Consider the following 15,734-nt stretch of genomic DNA (forward strand, 5'->3'; position numbering starts at 1 on the left):
GCGCGCCGCCCCCGCCGGCGTGTCTCGCGGACAAGCCTCAGGCGAACAATTCGCGGTAGCCGATAAACAGTTCCTCGAACACCAGCCGCGCATTCAGCGGATGGTTCTCGACGGCGCGCTGGCGCGTCACGATCCGCATGAAGCGCGCGGACGCGCTGGCATCGGCCTGCGACGCGCAGCGCGTCAACGCCGCCGACGCCTGTGGAAAATACCGTGGCGCGCCTGCCGTGCGCTGCGCCAGCAAATCGTACATCCAGCGTTGCAGCCAGCCTAGCACCAGCGGCACGGGCAGCTTCTGCAGCGCCTCGCCGCACGCGAAAGCGTCGCAGTCGGGGCCGGCGGCGAGTTGCTTGAGCGTCCAGTCGCGTAGCGCGCGGTTCTCGTCGCTGGCGAGCGCGAGTGCCGTGAGCGGCGCGCCGCCGGCTTCGGCGAGCAGCGCAGGCGCTTCGGCCACGCCTTGCGCGGCGAGCCATTTCGTCGCCACCTCGGGCGCGGGCATGGTCATCGGCCATTGGCGGCAGCGGCTGATGATGGTGGGCAGCAGGCGGTCGACGCGCGCCGACACCATCAGGAACACGACGCCCGCCGGCGGTTCTTCGAGCGTCTTCAGGAGCGCATTGGCCGCGGCGATGTTCAGCCCTTCCGCCGGATACAGCACGACCACGCGCGCGCCGCCGCGGTGCGAACCCACGCCGACGAAGTCGAGCAAGCCGCGAATCTGCTCGATCTTGATTTCCTTGCTGGGCGCGCGGGTCTTCTTGCCTTCGTCGGCGTCGGCCTTGTCGGCTTTTTCGTCCGCCGCGTTGTTCAGGCCGGCTTCGGCGGCCAGCGCCTCGGGCACGACGATCCGGTAGTCCGGATGATTGCCCTGCGCGAACCAGTTACAGGCGACGCACGCGCCGCACGGCTCGCCGTTGGGCTGCTGCGCCTCGCACAGCAAGCCTTGCGCGAGATGCTGCGCGAAGCGCAGCTTGCCGATGCCGGCCTGTCCATGCAGCAACAGGGCGTGCGGCCAGTGGCCGCGCAGCTGCTGCAGGCGGTTCCAGTCATCGGCTTGCCACGGATAAATCATCGTTTCTCTTTGAAATCAATCTGTTGCAGGAGTTTTATGAAGTGGAACGCGAACTCCGCACAGCGTTATAAGACAAGGTTATATTCTTTTAAATTCAAAGAACTGCGATCAATTCCTCAAGTTTTCTCTGAATCTGCACAATGCTCTGCGCGGATTCAATGATAGCGAACCGGTAAGGCGCCTCTTCGGCGCGGCGCAGATATTCGGCGCGCGTGCGGTTGAAAAACGCCACCGACTCGCTCTCGAAACGATCCGGATCGCGCGCCGCGCTGCGCCGTTCGCTGGCAATCTCGGGCGCGAGGTCGAACAGCACCGTCAGATCCGGTTGAAACCCGCCCTGCACCCAACGCTCCAGCGTTTCCAGCTTGTCGCGCGGCAGACCGCGGCCGCCGCCCTGATAGGCAAAGGTCGCGTCGGTGAAACGGTCCGACAGCACCCAGTCGCCGCGTGCGAGCGCCGGCTCGATCACTTCGGCCAGGTGCTGGCGGCGCAGCGCGAACATCAGCAGCGCCTCGGTTTCGAGGTCCATTTTCTGATGCAGCACGATCTCACGGATCTGCTCGCCGAGCGGCGTGCCGCCGGGTTCGCGCGTCATCACGACCGAGCGGCCGGTGCTCGCGACTTTCTGTTCGAGGCGCTCCCGAAACCAGCTGAGATGGGTGGTCTTGCCCGCCCCGTCGATGCCCTCAAACGTAATGAATTTGCCCCGCGCCATCATTGCCCTCGAATGTATTTGTCCACGGCCTTGTTGTGATCGCCGAGGGTGTCGGAAAAGATACTGCTGCCGTCGCCGCGCGACACGAAGTACAGCGCGGTGGTTTGCGCCGGATTCAGCGCCGCTTGCAGCGACGCCACGCCGGGCAGCGAAATGGGCGTCGGCGGCAGGCCCATCCGGGTGTAGGTATTGTAGGGAGTGTCGGTCTGCAGGTCTTTTTTCCTGATATGGCCGGCGTAGCTGTCGCCCATGCCGTAGATCACGGTCGGGTCGGTCTGCAGCGGCATGCCCACGCGCAGACGGTTCGCGAACACCGCGGCGACCATTGGCCGGTCGGATTTCTTGCCGGTTTCCTTTTCGATGATCGACGCCATGGTCAGCGCGTCGTACGGCGTCTTGTACGGCAGGTTCGGCGCGCGCGCGGTCCACGCTTCGTCCAGACGCAGGCGCATCAGGCGGTAAGCGCGGCGGTACACGTCGAGATCGCTGGTGTTCTTGTCGAACAGATACGTATCCGGGAAAAACAGTCCTTCACCGTTGCCGATCGACGCTTCCGGCGCGTTGATCGCGTTCATCAGATCGGTGTCGCTCATGCCGATCGTGTCGTGCTTGAGCGCCGGATTGGCGTCAAGCTCGGCGCGCATGCGCTTGAAGGTCCAGCCTTCGATGATGGTCGCCACGTATTCATTGACGTCGCCGCGCGCGATTTTCTGCAGCACCTCGTACGGCGTCACGCCCGTCTTGAATTCGTAATTGCCCGATTTCAGCTCGCTTTGCAATCCCAGCAGCCGCGTCATGATGACGAACAGTTCGGGTTCGACCGGCACGCCGCCGCGATTGAGCTGCAGCGTCACGCTGCGCAAGCTGCTGTGCGGCTTGACGGTGACATCGAGTTGCGCCGGGTTCAGCTCGAGCGGGCTGTTGGCCCAGTGATACCCACCGGCAATGGCGGCTGCGGCCAGCACAACGACGATCGCGCCGGCGACGAAACATTTTCTGAAAAGGGTCATGCGGAACGTGGCAGGATTGGACTGCATATAATACTTGTTTGCCTTAGCTAAAGTCAGAATTGACTGTTCTCGGAATCCATGAACATACCGCTCGCTACCGCTTCAGGCACTTCCCCTGGCAACGCCGTCACGGCCGCTGCCGCCACGCCCGCCGTTCTGCCCACGCTGCCGCGCCCTTCCACCGATGAATTCGACGCCGTCATCCACCACGGCGCGTACATGCCGCTCACGCAGTTCGGCGTGATCGACGCTACCGGCGACGACGCAGCGAGCTTCCTGCACGGACAGTTGACCAACGACACCCAGCATCTCGACGCCGCCAACGCGCGCCTCGCCGGCTACTGTTCGGCCAAGGGGCGTCTGCTCGCGTCGTTCCTGACGTGGCGCAGCGGCGACACGATCCGCCTGCTGGCATCGAAAGACGTGCAGGCTGCCGTGCAGAAGCGGCTCTCCATGTTCGTGCTGCGCGCCAAGGCCAAGCTTGTGGACGCGAGCGGCGAACTGGCCGTGATCGGTCTCGCCGGCGACGTGCGCAAGGCGCTCTCGGGCGTGTTCGACGCGCTGCCGGACGGCGTGCACGTGAAAGTGGACGGCGCGGCGGGCTCGCTGATTCGCGTGCCGGACGCGCTCGGGCACTTGCGTTTTCTGTGGATCGGCCCGAAAGCCCAGGTCGAGTCGCTCCTGCCCTTGCTCGACGAAAAGCTCAAGCGCGTTTCGCCGGCCATGTGGGACTGGCTCGACATTCGCGCCGGCGAGCCGCGCATCACCCAGCCTGTGGTCGAGCAATTCGTGCCACAAATGGTCAATTTCGACGTGCTCGGCGCAGTGAATTTCCGCAAAGGCTGCTATCCCGGCCAGGAAGTGGTGGCGCGCAGCCAGTATCGCGGCACGATCAAGCGGCGCACCTCGCTCGCCAACGTGGCGGGCGAACTCGACACGGTGCGCGCCGGCGCGGAACTGTTCCATTCGGACGATCCGGGCCAGCCGTGCGGCATGGTTGTGAACGCGGCGTCGGCGCCGGACGGCGGCGTGGATGTGCTGGTCGAGATCAAGCTTGCCGCGCTGGAAAACGGCACGGTGCACCTGGGCGCGGCGGACGGCCCGGCGCTGCGGTTTCTGCCGCTGCCCTACGGGCTGCCGACCGAAGTTTAAAGTTCTCTCGCGGTACGAAGCGGCGCAATCAGGCGCCGCTTTTTACTGGCCTCTTGATCTGCAACGCCCCCACCGGGAGATGCCCCCCGATGTGCCTGATCGTCTTCGACTGGCGACCCGACTCGGTCGACGGCCCGCTCTTCACGCTCGCCGCGAATCGCGACGAATTCTTTCGCCGTACCGCCGAGCCGATCAGCTGGTGGCAGGACGCGCCGGGCGTGCTGGCCGGCCGCGATCTTCAGGGCGGCGGCACGTGGCTCGGCATGTCGCGCGACGGCCGCTTCGCCGCGCTGACCAACTACCGCGCGCCGCATGAAATGCGCGCCGACGCGCCGACCCGTGGCACGCTCGTCAGCGACTGGCTGAGCGGTGCCGCGCGCGATGGGGCGAGCGACGCGGCGAAGGATCCGCACGACACCCCGCTCGCGTATCTGCAACACGTCGCGCAAACCGGCGACATCTACAACGGGTTCAATCTGCTGGTGGGCGACTGGACGCGGCGCGAGCTTGCCTGGTACTGCAACCGCGGCGACCTCGCGCCCGCGTTGCTCGCACCGGGCACGCACGGCATCTCGAACGCGGTGCTCGATACCGCGTGGCCCAAGCTGGTAAAAAAGCGTGCCGAACTGGGCACGCTGCTCACACGCGACGCGATGCCGCCGCTGGAACGCCTGATCGATCTGATGCGCGATCCGCGCCTCGCGCGCGACGACGAGTTGCCGTCCACCGGCATTTCGCTCGAACGGGAACGGGCGTTGTCGGCGGCGTTTATCGAAACGCCCGAGTACGGCACGCGCGGCACGACCGCGTTACGCGTGGCCGCGCACGGCGAAGTGATCAGCGTGGCCGTCGCCGAGCGTAGCGACGACAACGGCTCGCACCGCATCGTGCGGCCCGGCGACTTCGAGCGCAGCTTCGCTTTCAATATCGAACGCGAAATGGAGCAATGATCGTTGGGCGGATTGGCGGCGGTTTCTTCGGTCCACTTTAGCGCTGGTCGCCAACCCCGCGCCGCTAAACGCCTGACAAACCGCGCTCAGTCGATGCCGAACGCCGCGCGCAATGCCGCGGCGGCATCCGCGTGCGCCTCCGCGACCTCCGGTACATAACCACCCATCTTGAAGAACTCGTGGATCATGCCCGGATAGCGCTTGAGCGTGGCCGCATTGCCCGCGGCACGCAATTTCTCCGCGTAGGCATCGCCTTCGTCGCTTAACGGATCGTATTCGGCGGTAGCGATCCACGCCGGCGCAACGCCGCTGAAATCGGGCGCGCCACGCTGGCCGTCGAGCGGCGCGAAACGCCAGTCGTCGCGGTCGCCCGTATCGCGCACGTATTGCTCGAAGAACCATTGGATCGTGTCGCCGGACAACAGAAAACCGTCGGCGAGACGCGAGTGCGAATCGGTTTGCTGGTAGCCGGTCGTGCCCGGATAGACCAGCAATTGCAAGGCGAGCTCGATGCCGGCGTCCCGTGCGAAAACCGCGCAGACCGTGGCCAATGTGCCGCCCGCGCTATCGCCGCCCACCGCGAGCCGGTCCGTATCCACGCCGAATTCCGCGGCGTGCGTATGCAGCCAGGTCAAGGCGTCGAACGCGTCATTCACGGCGGTGGGAAATTTATGCTCCGGCGCCAGCCGGTAATCCACCGACAACACCGTGCACTGACCGTCGCGCGCGAACATGCGGCACAGCGCATCGTGCGTATCGACGCTGCCCACCGTGAAGCCGCCGCCGTGGTAGTAGACCAGCGCCGGCGCGGGCTCCGCCCAGCTCGGCTCGACCGGTTGATAAAGACGCACGCGAATCGTCGCGCCGTCGCGTGTGGGAATGCGCAGATCTTCGAGCGCGAACATCGGCGCGCTCGCGATCTCCAGAATCGGTGCGCTTTTTTCGTACGAAGCCCGCGCGTCTTGCGCGGTCATTTCGTGAAGCTTCGGGCGTTTGGCCCGCGCGATCATGTCGAGCACCTGCTCGATCTTCGGATTCAGCGGCATGGTGCGTCTGATGGCGCATGTGCGCCGAAGGTTTAAAAAGAAACCGGCGCGATAGCGCGCCGGCGATGCGATAAATGCTCGTGCCTAACCGGCGTTCTTCACTTCCGGCTTGAGCGACATGGGGTCGGTGGGATTGCGCAACTGCTCGATGTCCTCGTGACGCAGCTTCACCGTTGCCATGATGCCCGGATGCGTGACGATATAGAAACGCCGCGTGGCGATCGCTTCGAAGGTGAGATCGGCGACATCGCCCGCATTCAGCTTGCCCGATTGCACGGCGCGCTGCAGTTGCTTGCCCGCGGCGATCTGCGAGCGCGTCGGCCCGCGGTCGTTGCGCAGGTCCGCGGGGCGCGCGCGTTCCGCATCGGCGATGCCGGTCGGCACGAAGGCCGGGCACAGCAGCGAACAGCCGACGAGGCCACCCGCCTCCGCATGGCCGGCTTGCGCCAACTGCAGGTCGTGATACAGCGTTTCGGTGAGCGACACCACGGCGTGCTTCGACGCGTTGTAGATGCCCATGGCAGGCGGCGACAGCAGCCCCGCGACGGACGCCGTGTTGACGATATGCGCCGGCTCGTTTTGCGCCAGCATGATCGGCGTGAAGACCCGCACACCGTGCGCGACGCCCATCACGTTCACGCCGAACACCCAGGACCAGTCGTTTGCCGAGCTTTCCCACAGGAAGCCGCCCGACCCCACGCCCGCATTGTTGAACAGCAGGTGCACGCGGCCGTAGGCATCGAGCGCCGCTTGCGCGAGCGCTTCGACTTGCGCCGCGCTGGCGACGTCCGTCGGCACGCCGATCGCCTCGGCGCCTCCGGCACGCAGGGCCTCGACGGTTTGCGCGAGCGCGTCGGGATTGACGTCGGCGAGCACGAGCTTCATGCCGAGCGACGCGCCCTTCTGCGCGAACGCGCGGCCGAAACCGCTCGCCGCACCGGTGATCACCGCCACCTTGCCTGCGAATTCGAACATCGTTTGACTCTCCTGGTTTGCCCGGCTTGTTGTGTGATTCGCCTGAGCTCGCTTGCGCGCCGGCGCGATCAGATCAGCTTGACGAGTTGCTTGCCGAAGTTCTTGCCTTTGAGCAGACCGATGAACGCCTCGGGCGCGGCTTCGAGTCCTTGCGCGATGGTTTCGCGATACGCCAGCTTCTTTTGCGCGACCAGCGTGCCGAGTTGCTTGAGCGCCTCCGGCCACACGTCCATATGCTCGCTGACGATAAAGCCTTGCACGAGCAGACGCTGCGTGAGCATGAGCGACGGATGTTTGAGCGGCATCGGCTCGCCATCGTAGCCCGCGATAAACCCGCACAGCGCGATCCGGCCGAACGCGTTCATGCGCGCGAGCGTCGCGTCGAGCACCGCGCCGCCGACGTTTTCGAAGTAGCCGTCCACGCCGTCCGGCGTCACCGCCTTGAGGTCCTGATAGAGATTGCCGGCCTTGTAATCGACGCAGGCGTCGAAGCCGAGCGTCTCCGTTACGTAGCGGCACTTGTCCGCGCCGCCGGCGATGCCGACCGCACGCGCGCCGGCCAGTTTCGCCAGTTGACCGACCACGCTGCCCACCGCGCCGCTCGCCGCGCTGACCACCACCGTCTCGCCCGCTTTCGGCGCGATGATGCGGTTCAGCCCGTACCACGCGGTGACACCCGGCATGCCGACCGGGCCGAGATAGGCCGACAAGGGCACATGCGTGTCGTCGACTTTCTGCACGCCTGCTCCGTTCGAGATGCCGTATTCCTGCCAGCCGAACATCGCGACGACCTTGTCGCCGACCGCGAACTTCGGATTCTTCGACTCCACCACTTCGCCGACCGTGCCGCCGATCATCACTTCGTTCAGCGGTTGCGGCGCCGCGTAGGACTTGCTGTCGTTCATGCGGCCGCGCATGTACGGGTCGAGCGACAGGTAGTGATTGCGCACGCGCAATTCACCGTCGGCCAGCGGAGCGAGCGGTGTTTCGACGAGGCGAAAATTGTCGGGCGTCACGGCGCCTTGTGGGCGCGACGCCAGCACGAGTTGACGGTTGATCTGGGGCATGACGATCGTCTCCATGAGTTGCCGATGAATCGGCGAATGATTTGAACGGAGTGTGCAAAGTGAGAAACGGCGCGCGCGTCTCTTCGAGATGCGCACGCGCTTCGCAAGCTTGCGCTCAGCCGTCGCTGGGACCGGGTTTCGCCGACGGGTCGCTGCGCAAGCGCTGTTTCGTGATGTCCCGCCCTACGGCAAGGCGGCGCATGTACTTGAAGGTGCCGAGCGCCTTGGCGACGAAGTGGCCGTCGCTGTCGCGGATCTCCCCTTCGCAATAGGCCATGGTGGTGGAGCGGTGCAGCACGCGAGCGCTTGCGCGCAATTCGCCGCGGCCCGGCTGCATGAAGTTGACCTTCATCTCGACCGTGACGACGCCGACGCCGTCGCCGGCCAGACTGCGCGCGGCCATTGCAAGCGCGATGTCGGCGAGCGTCATGGTGACGCCGCCGTGGGCGACGTCCCACGTGTTCATATGATCGTGCCGCAGCGGCAGCACGACTTCGCTGGTGCCGTCCGCGGCCGACAGGAGCTGCGCGCCGAGCCGGTCGACGAACGGGCTCTCGGGCATGGACGCGGTGCTCGCGTTGGATGAGGGCGAATCGGTCATGGCGGTATGCGGATCGTGTGGTCGGTATGTTCGTGAAATTGCTGCGTGGCGCGTGGGGAAGCTCCAGCGTTTATTCGAGCTTGCCCATCGGCCAAGGCAAACAGGAAGCCTATCAAACTTACGCGTTTGGTGGAGTTTTATCGGGAGGTTCGGGCTGGCGGAAATGGGCTGCCGGCGATGCGGATAAGGGCTCATTCGCGAGCATTGCGCTCGGCGAATCGATCGCCTCTGTCGAGTCGAAACGACCGGCTGGGCTGGTGTGGTCCGATCCGCGACGGCCGCACACTCCAATCGGGTTCAGGCGGCGTAGGTGACGAATTAGAAGAAGCCTACGAGACTTTCACACATCGACTTTCAAGATCGGCGCGCGAGCGCGACGCCGATCCGTTCGGCATTTGTCAGTGGCTAAAGTCGGCGCCTAGCCAATCCGCTGCGGTGGTCTTCGCATAGCTGACGGCGTCTTGTGGATCGGGGAACACGCCGAGCTGGTCCCAACGCTCTTCCGCGGCGAACGGCCCCTTGATGCCAAGCGCTTTCTGAATACTCAACTGCGCCGCGTATGTTCCGTCCTCGAGAGGCCGCGCTGTGGCGACCACCTTATGCGGGAGTCCTTGCCGCACGGGTTGAATCAGTTCCAGAGGACCGCCGGCAGCGCCGACGTCGATCAGCTCGTTTCGCGTGTTGCAGTCGGGGCAATAGAAGTAAAACGAATTGTGGTCCCGGTTCGGTTTGACCTGTTTGCGGGCAAGTACAGCTCGGCACTCGACATTTTCACAAATGAATGGCATATCGTCTCCGTGGTGATCTTCGAGTGGTAACGCGGGGCAGATCGGCATTGCCTTCAAGAAACGATCTGCCAGAAGCAGCCGGTCAGCAATCAGCACATGACCGGATTGCTAATGATAGGAAGATGCCATTCAGAGTGCTTGCCAGTCTTCTGCGACGCCTTGTGACGAGCCGCTGTGCCGGCAGACGATGCATCAATGATGATCAAGGTAACGTGCTTCTTCAAGCACTTAGATCGGCGTTGCACCGCATCAATCCGGGTGTCGCCGCGCGGCGGCGTGAAACGCGTGCCGTCGGGAAACGAGGTGGCGATCGCCGCGGCCATCCGTTCGCGGTGAAGCGCCGCTTGGCGCACGGCACGGCCCGGTACAATGCATGACCCAAGCCGCTTCTTGCGAGGTGCAGGTCATGTCCTTCTTCCGCGCGCTGCTGTCCTGCCGTTCCGTTCGTCTGGCCACGTTCCTCGCCATCGTCGCGCTGACACTCGACGGTTGCGCCGGCCTGTTCGGCGGCGACCCGGTGCGCGTGAACGTGGCGGGCATCGAACCAATCGACAGTCAAGGCCTCGAGATGCGCTTCAACGTGAAGCTGCGCGTGCAGAATCCCAACGATTCCGAGGTCAGCTTCAACGGCGTGTCGCTCGATCTCGAACTGAACGGCAAGCCGTTCGCGAGCGGTGTGAGCGATCAGGTCGGCACGGTGCCGCGCTACGGCGAAACGGTCGTCAATGTACCGTTGACCGTGCCCGCTTTCGCCGCGGTTCGCCAGGCCTTTGCCTTCGCGGACGCCACCCAGTCGGGACAGATTCCGTACATTCTGCGCGGCAAGCTGGCGGGTGGACTGACGGGCACGACGCGATTCGTCGATCAGGGCAGTTTGAGCCTGCCGTCGGCCGGCATGGCTTTGCCTTGAAACGGGTCATCGGGCTAGCCTGCACGACGCGCGAATAGAAAACGGGTGCCGCATGATTCACGCGCTCTCACGCGCCGAACCACACGGCACCCGCCGTTCACTACTGCTCGACCCGGATCACACCACTTCGAACAAACCCGCCGCGCCCTGCCCGCCGCCGATGCACATGGTCACGACCACCAGCTTCGCGCCGCGCCGCTTACCTTCGATCAGCGCATGGCCGGTCAGCCGCGCGCCCGACACGCCATACGGATGGCCGACCGCGATCGCGCCGCCGTTCACGTTCAGACGGTCTTGCGGAATGCCGAGCTTGTCCGCGCAATACAGCACCTGCACCGCGAACGCTTCGTTCAGTTCCCACAGGTCGATGTCCTCGACCTTCAGACCGGCCTGCTTGAGCAGCTTAGGCACCGCGAACACCGGGCCGATGCCCATCTCGTCCGGCTCGCAACCCGCCACCGCGAAGCCGCGGAAAATGCCGAGCGGCTGCAGCCCTTCGCGCTCCGCCACCTTCGCGTTCATCACCACGCAAGCCGACGCGCCATCCGAGAACTGGCTCGCATTGCCCGCGGTGATGACACCGCCCGGCAGCGCGGTGCGAATCTTCGACACGCCTTCGAGCGTGGTGTCGGCGCGAATGCCTTCGTCGCCGCTGACGGTCACTTCTTTCGTGAAGAGACGCCCGCTCGCTTTGTCTGCAACGCCGGCGAGCACCGTCAACGGCACGATCTCGTCCTTGAACTTGCCGGCTTCGAGCGCGGCCGCGGCGCGTTGTTGCGAACGCGCGCCGTATTCGTCCTGGCGCTCTTTCGAGATCGAATAGCGTTTCGCGACGTTCTCCGCGGTCTGCAGCATCGACCAGTAGATTTCCGGCTTGTTCTGGCTGAGCCAGCCTTCGGTCAGCATGTGGTGGTTCATCTCGTTCTGCACGCACGAGATGGATTCCACACCACCGGCCACGAACACGTCGCCTTCACCGGCGATCACGCGTTGCGCGGCCAGCGCGATAGTTTGCAATCCCGATGAACAGAAACGGTTCACCGTCATGCCCGGCACGCTGACCGGCAAACCGGCGCGCAGCGCGATCTGCCGCGCGATGTTCATGCCCGTCGCGCCTTCCGGATTGGCGCAACCCATGATCACGTCTTCGATACGCGCCGGATCGAGCTTCGCGCGCTCGACGGCGGCCTGCGTCACGTGACCGCCGAGCGTCGCGCCGTGCGTCATGTTGAAACCGCCGCGCCACGATTTGGCGAGGCCCGTACGGGCGGTGGATACGATTACGGCGTCAGTCATGCATGCTCTCCTACTTCCAGATGTCGGTGCTGGCGCGCGGGCAATTCGCCGCACAGCGCCACCTCAGTCAATTCACTCGCGCTGTAGTTCAACCGTTGAACCCACGGCTCTTCGCCGCCAGTTCCGCGATGCTCGGCGCCAATTGCCACGCATTGCCGTTCGGCCGCGCCGCATAGCGGCGAATCGCGCGCTCGACGTTGTAGAGGCCGACCGTGTCCGCGTACAGCATCGGGCCGCCTCGATAGAGCGGGAAGCCGTAGCCGGTCAGATAGACCATGTCGATGTCCGACGCCTTCGACGCGATGCCCTCTTCGAGAATCTTCGCGCCTTCGTTCACGAGCGCGAACACGAGCCGCTCGACGATTTCCTCGTCGCTGATCTTGCGGCGCTCGGTGTCGGTTTCCTTCGAGAACGCGACGATCATGTCGTCAACCACTTTCGACGGATACGCGGTACGGTCGCCCGCCTTGTAGTCGTACCAGCCGCCGCCCGTCTTCTGGCCGAAGCGCCCCGTCTCGCAGAGACGATCAGCGATCTTCGAGTAATGCATGTCGGGATGTTCCAGATAACGGCGCTTGCGGATCGCCCAGCCGATATCATTGCCGGCCAGATCGCTCATGCGGAACGGACCCATCGCGAAGCCAAACTTCTCGATTGCTTTGTCGACCTGCGCGGGCAGCGCGCCTTCTTCGAGCATGAAAAGCGCCTGGCGGATGTACTGTTCGATCATCCGGTTGCCGATAAAGCCATCGCACACGCCCGAGACCACGGCGGTCTTTTTGATTTTCTTCGCCAGTTTCATCACGGTGGCGAGCACGTCTTTCGCCGTCTCCTTGCCGCGCACCACTTCGAGCAGCTTCATCACGTTGGCCGGGCTGAAGAAGTGCATGCCGACCACGTCCTGCGGACGCTTCGTGAACGCGGCGATCTTGTCGACGTCGAGCGTCGACGTGTTCGAGGCGAGGATCGCGCCTTGCTTCGCCACTTCGTCCAGACGCTTGAACACCTGCTCTTTCACGCCAAGTTCTTCGAACACCGCTTCGACGATCAAATCGGCGTTTTTCAGGTCGTCGTAGGAAAGCGTGGGCGTGATGAGCGCCATGCGCTGTTCGAGCGCTTCAGGCTTGAGCTTGCCCTTCTTGACAGTCGCTTCGTAGTTCTTGCGAATTGTGGCGAGGCCGCGGTCGAGCGCTTCCTGTTTTGTTTCCAGCAGCGTGACCGGAATGCCGGCGTTGATGAAATTCATCGCGATGCCGCCGCCCATCGTGCCCGCGCCGATCACGGCCACCTGGCCGATATCGCGCACCGGCGTGTCGGACGGCACATCGGGAATCTTGCTCGCCGCGCGTTCGCCGAAGAACGCGTGACGCAGCGCGTGGCTTTCCGGCGTCTGCACGAGCGCCATGAAGCATTCGCGTTCAAAGGCGAGGCCCTTGTCGAAACCCTTCTGCACGCCTGCTTCCACCGCGTCGATACATTTCAGCGGCGCGGGGAAATTCTTCGCCATCGTGGCGACGGTATTGCGCGCGAACTGGATGAAGCCGGCGGCGTTCGGATGCTCGATCTTGCGGTCGCGCACCTTAGGATGCGGGCCCTCCTTCGCGCCGACCTTGCGGGCAAACGCCAGCGCTGCTTCGGCAAGATCGCCCTGTGCGAGTTCGTCGAACAGGCCGGAATCGGCGAGCTTCTCCGACATGACGGGCGCGCCGGAGACGATCATGTTGAGCGCGGCTTCGAGACCGATGGCGCGCGGCAGACGCTGCGTGCCACCCGCGCCCGGCAGAATGCCGAGCTTCACTTCCGGCAGCGCGATCTGCGCGCCGGGTGCGGCAATACGGTAATGCGCGCCGAGCGCCAACTCCAGGCCGCCGCCCATCGCGACGCTGTGAATCGCCGCGACCACGGGCTTCGCGCTGCCTTCCACGGTCTTGATGACGGTGGCGAGCGTCGGCTCCTGGCCCGCTTTCGGCGTGTTGAATTCGGTGATGTCGGCGCCGCCCGAGAAGGCCTTGCCTGCGCCGGTCAGCACGATGGCCTTGATGGCCGGATCGCTCTGCGCGCGCTCTATCCCTTCGACGATACCCGCTCGCGTCGACAGGCCGAGGCCATTCACGGGAGGATTGTTCAGCGTGATGACGGCCACGCCGTCATGAGTTGTGTAGTCCACTGCCATCTGCCTGCCTCCATGCGATCCATGCGTGAGGGCGGCAACAGATGCCGCCCATCCGGTTCATCGAGTCGGATCGACGATCCGACCGATTGTCTGTTCTTTCCGGGGTCAGCAGGCAGAATACACAAAAAAGCACGCTCGTTCAATTCTCGTTTTTTTATTTTCAGGCGGGGTTTCCCCTGGCAAGCGGCGTGAGCGGACAGTCTTTTTCGTCTTCAAGCGCGGAAGGCAGCACGTGGTTGCGGAACATGTCGCGCAGTTTGAGTTTCTGCAGCTTGCCGGTCGCCGTGTGCGGCAATTCGTCGACAAACGCGACGTCGTCGGGAATCCACCATCTGGCGACCTTGCCGTCGTAGAAGGCGAGCAGTTCCTCGCGCGTGACCTCGAAACCGGGGCGTTTGACGACCACCAGCAGCGGCCGCTCGGTCCACTTCGGATGCGCGCACGCAATGCACGCCGCTTCGGCCACCGCCGGATGCGCGATCGCCACGTTCTCGACATCGATCGAACTGATCCATTCGCCGCCGGACTTGATCACGTCTTTCGAGCGGTCGGTGATATGCAGAAAACTGTCGCGGTCGATGGTGGCGACGTCGCCGGTGGGAAACCAGCCGTCCACGAGCGGCGAATCGTCCTTGCGGAAATAGCGGTCGATCACCCACGGTCCGCGCACATGCAGATCGCCGAACGCCACGCCGTCCCACGGCAGTTCGCGGCCATCCTCGCCGACGATTTTCATGTCCACGCCATACAGCACGTGCCCCTGCTTTTCGAGCAACGCGCGCTGTTCTTCGAGCGGACGCTGGCTTTGCTCCCACGTCAGTTTGGACAGCGTGCCGAGCGGCGACATTTCGGTCATGCCCCATGCGTGGATCACCTGCACGCCGTAGTCGTCTTCGAAGGTGCGCAGCATGGCCGGCGGACAGGCCGAACCGCCGATCACCGTGCGATCGAGCGACGAAAACCGCACTTTCGCCTCGCGCAGATAGTTGAGCAGTCCAAGCCACACGGTCGGCACGCCAGCCGAATACGTGACGCGTTCGCTCTCCATCAATTCGTACAGCGACTTGCCGTCGAGGTCCTTGCCGGGGAACACGAGCTTCGCGCCGGTCAGCGGCGCGGCGTGCGGAATGCCCCATGCGTTCACATGAAACATCGGCACGACGGGCAGCACGCAGTCGCGCGCGGAGAGACTCATGGCGTCGGGCAACGAGGCGCCGAACGCATGCAGCACCGTCGAACGATGCGAATACAACGCGCCCTTCGGATTGCCCGTGGTGCCGGATGTGTAGCACAGGTACGAGGCTTGCCGTTCGTCGAGCGGCGGCCATTCGTAGTTGCCGTCCTGCGCGGTGACGAGTGTTTCGTAGCTCAGCGCGGGTGTCTGCATCGCGGGCAGATGCGCGTCATCGGCTAGCGCGATCCAGCCGCGCACTTTCGGGCATTGCGGCGCGAGGACGTCGACGAGCGGCGCGAACGTGGTGTCGAACAGCACGTAGGCGTCGTCGGCGTGATTGATGATGTAAGCGATCTGATCGGGAAAGAGGCGCGGATTGATCGTATGGCACACGGCGCCGAAACCGGTGGTGCCGTAATACGCTTCCAGATGACGGTAGCCGTTCCACGCAAGCGTCGCGACCCGTTCGCCGGGTTCGACGCCGAGTGCGATCAGCGCCTGCGCGAGTTGCTTCGCGCGCTTTTCGCAATCACGGTAGGTATAGCGATGCAGATCGCCTTCGATACGCCGCGACACGATTTCGGTGCTGCCGAAATGCCGCGCGGCGTGTGCGAGCAACGAAGGCACCGTGAGCGGCACGTCCATCATCTGGCCAAGCAGCGGCGTCGTCATAAAGAGTGGTCTCCTCGGCTCGATCGTTTCAATTGGTTTTGCAGCTCGGGGGGCGCGCCTCGTCGCGCCTTCGGCGAAAAGCGCAAAGCCGGCGAGATCCGGACAGGATCGGTACGGGACAGACGTACGGCCG

At 64.3% G+C, this 15,734-nt stretch carries 15 protein-coding genes; 3 read left to right on the plus strand and 12 right to left on the minus strand.

Annotation, left to right across the window (positions count from 1 at the left end):
• Positions 1–37 precede the first annotated feature (37 nt).
• From ACFSNN_RS10995 to mltG, 3 genes are all read right to left on the minus strand, one after another.
• Positions 38–1,072 carry a DNA polymerase III subunit delta' gene (locus ACFSNN_RS10995; RefSeq protein WP_134456121.1) on the minus strand — a complete coding sequence of 345 codons (1,035 nt, stop codon included), beginning with the start codon at positions 1,070–1,072 and terminating at the stop codon, positions 38–40.
• A 94-nt stretch (positions 1,073–1,166) separates the two neighbouring features.
• A complete protein-coding gene (tmk, locus tag ACFSNN_RS11000) occupies positions 1,167–1,787 on the minus strand; it encodes a dTMP kinase (RefSeq protein WP_134458860.1) in 621 nt (206 codons plus the stop codon).
• Positions 1,787–2,797, minus strand: coding sequence for an endolytic transglycosylase MltG (mltG, locus tag ACFSNN_RS11005; protein ID WP_134458862.1), 1,011 nt, complete (start codon positions 2,795–2,797; stop codon positions 1,787–1,789). The genes tmk and mltG overlap by 1 nt, the downstream gene beginning before the upstream one ends.
• A gap of 78 nt (positions 2,798–2,875) precedes the next feature.
• Here mltG and ygfZ point away from each other — a divergent pair, with 78 nt between their 5' ends.
• Together ygfZ and ACFSNN_RS11015 are read left to right on the plus strand one after the other, a co-directional pair.
• Positions 2,876–3,949, plus strand: coding sequence for a CAF17-like 4Fe-4S cluster assembly/insertion protein YgfZ (ygfZ, locus tag ACFSNN_RS11010; RefSeq protein ID WP_377689111.1), 1,074 nt, complete (start codon positions 2,876–2,878; stop codon positions 3,947–3,949).
• Positions 3,950–4,038: 89 nt separating this feature from the next.
• A complete protein-coding gene (locus ACFSNN_RS11015) occupies positions 4,039–4,899 on the plus strand; it encodes an NRDE family protein (RefSeq protein ID WP_134456122.1) in 861 nt (286 codons plus the stop codon).
• An 86-nt stretch (positions 4,900–4,985) separates the two neighbouring features.
• Here the strand turns inward: ACFSNN_RS11015 and ACFSNN_RS11020 are convergent, their stop codons facing one another.
• The 6 genes from ACFSNN_RS11020 to ACFSNN_RS11045 form a co-directional block, all read right to left on the minus strand.
• The gene (locus ACFSNN_RS11020; RefSeq protein ID WP_134456123.1) at positions 4,986–5,945 is read right to left on the minus strand and encodes an alpha/beta hydrolase; all 960 of its coding nucleotides are present in this window, start codon (positions 5,943–5,945) and stop codon (positions 4,986–4,988) included.
• A gap of 84 nt (positions 5,946–6,029) precedes the next feature.
• Positions 6,030–6,920 (minus strand): SDR family oxidoreductase, encoded by an 891-nt coding sequence (locus tag ACFSNN_RS11025; protein WP_134456124.1) that lies wholly within the window; start codon positions 6,918–6,920, stop codon positions 6,030–6,032.
• A gap of 68 nt (positions 6,921–6,988) precedes the next feature.
• Complete coding sequence (locus ACFSNN_RS11030; protein ID WP_134456125.1) at positions 6,989–7,987, minus strand: NADP-dependent oxidoreductase; 999 nt, start codon at positions 7,985–7,987, stop codon at positions 6,989–6,991.
• Positions 7,988–8,102: 115 nt separating this feature from the next.
• Positions 8,103–8,588 (minus strand): PaaI family thioesterase, encoded by a 486-nt coding sequence (locus ACFSNN_RS11035; RefSeq protein ID WP_134456126.1) that lies wholly within the window; start codon positions 8,586–8,588, stop codon positions 8,103–8,105.
• A gap of 398 nt (positions 8,589–8,986) precedes the next feature.
• Entirely contained in the window at positions 8,987–9,376 is a 390-nt protein-coding gene (locus tag ACFSNN_RS11040) for a hypothetical protein (RefSeq protein ID WP_134458864.1), read from the minus strand.
• An 89-nt stretch (positions 9,377–9,465) separates the two neighbouring features.
• A complete protein-coding gene (locus tag ACFSNN_RS11045; protein WP_166799222.1) occupies positions 9,466–9,699 on the minus strand; it encodes a hypothetical protein in 234 nt (77 codons plus the stop codon).
• An 83-nt stretch (positions 9,700–9,782) separates the two neighbouring features.
• Here ACFSNN_RS11045 and ACFSNN_RS11050 point away from each other — a divergent pair, with 83 nt between their 5' ends.
• On the plus strand, positions 9,783–10,286 hold the full coding sequence (locus ACFSNN_RS11050; protein ID WP_134456128.1) for an LEA/WHy family protein: 504 nt from the start codon (positions 9,783–9,785) through the stop codon (positions 10,284–10,286).
• Between the two features lie 117 nt (positions 10,287–10,403).
• On the opposite strand, the gene ACFSNN_RS11055 is transcribed toward ACFSNN_RS11050, so the two are convergent.
• From ACFSNN_RS11055 to ACFSNN_RS11065, 3 genes are all read right to left on the minus strand, one after another.
• On the minus strand, positions 10,404–11,582 hold the full coding sequence (locus ACFSNN_RS11055; protein ID WP_134456129.1) for an acetyl-CoA C-acyltransferase: 1,179 nt from the start codon (positions 11,580–11,582) through the stop codon (positions 10,404–10,406).
• 88 nt (positions 11,583–11,670) lie between these two features.
• Positions 11,671–13,755 carry a 3-hydroxyacyl-CoA dehydrogenase NAD-binding domain-containing protein gene (locus ACFSNN_RS11060; protein WP_134456130.1) on the minus strand — a complete coding sequence of 695 codons (2,085 nt, stop codon included), beginning with the start codon at positions 13,753–13,755 and terminating at the stop codon, positions 11,671–11,673.
• Between the two features lie 160 nt (positions 13,756–13,915).
• Positions 13,916–15,601, minus strand: a complete 1,686-nt coding sequence (locus ACFSNN_RS11065) for a 3-(methylthio)propionyl-CoA ligase (RefSeq protein ID WP_134456131.1) — start codon at positions 15,599–15,601, stop codon at positions 13,916–13,918.
• Positions 15,602–15,734: the final 133 nt, after the last annotated feature.

It is taken from the genome of Paraburkholderia dipogonis (assembly GCF_042680985.1).
Lineage (GTDB): Bacteria > Pseudomonadota > Gammaproteobacteria > Burkholderiales > Burkholderiaceae > Paraburkholderia > Paraburkholderia phytofirmans.

Bases quoted from the DNA above. Each gene is read 5' to 3' on its own strand.
- ACFSNN_RS10995 (WP_134456121.1), bottom strand. From the start codon at position 1,072: ATGATTTATCCGTGGCAAGCCGATGACTGGAACCGCCTGCAGCAGCTG.
- tmk (WP_134458860.1), bottom strand. From the start codon at position 1,787: ATGGCGCGGGGCAAATTCATTACGTTTGAGGGCATCGACGGGGCGGGC.
- mltG (WP_134458862.1), bottom strand. From the start codon at position 2,797: ATGACCCTTTTCAGAAAATGTTTCGTCGCCGGCGCGATCGTCGTTGTG.
- ygfZ (WP_377689111.1), top strand. From the start codon at position 2,876: ATGAACATACCGCTCGCTACCGCTTCAGGCACTTCCCCTGGCAACGCC.
- ACFSNN_RS11015 (WP_134456122.1), top strand. From the start codon at position 4,039: ATGTGCCTGATCGTCTTCGACTGGCGACCCGACTCGGTCGACGGCCCG.
- ACFSNN_RS11020 (WP_134456123.1), bottom strand. From the start codon at position 5,945: ATGCCGCTGAATCCGAAGATCGAGCAGGTGCTCGACATGATCGCGCGG.
- ACFSNN_RS11025 (WP_134456124.1), bottom strand. From the start codon at position 6,920: ATGTTCGAATTCGCAGGCAAGGTGGCGGTGATCACCGGTGCGGCGAGC.
- ACFSNN_RS11030 (WP_134456125.1), bottom strand. From the start codon at position 7,987: ATGCCCCAGATCAACCGTCAACTCGTGCTGGCGTCGCGCCCACAAGGC.
- ACFSNN_RS11035 (WP_134456126.1), bottom strand. From the start codon at position 8,588: ATGACCGATTCGCCCTCATCCAACGCGAGCACCGCGTCCATGCCCGAG.
- ACFSNN_RS11040 (WP_134458864.1), bottom strand. From the start codon at position 9,376: ATGCCATTCATTTGTGAAAATGTCGAGTGCCGAGCTGTACTTGCCCGC.
- ACFSNN_RS11045 (WP_166799222.1), bottom strand. From the start codon at position 9,699: ATGGCCGCGGCGATCGCCACCTCGTTTCCCGACGGCACGCGTTTCACG.
- ACFSNN_RS11050 (WP_134456128.1), top strand. From the start codon at position 9,783: ATGTCCTTCTTCCGCGCGCTGCTGTCCTGCCGTTCCGTTCGTCTGGCC.
- ACFSNN_RS11055 (WP_134456129.1), bottom strand. From the start codon at position 11,582: ATGACTGACGCCGTAATCGTATCCACCGCCCGTACGGGCCTCGCCAAA.
- ACFSNN_RS11060 (WP_134456130.1), bottom strand. From the start codon at position 13,755: ATGGCAGTGGACTACACAACTCATGACGGCGTGGCCGTCATCACGCTG.
- ACFSNN_RS11065 (WP_134456131.1), bottom strand. From the start codon at position 15,601: ATGACGACGCCGCTGCTTGGCCAGATGATGGACGTGCCGCTCACGGTG.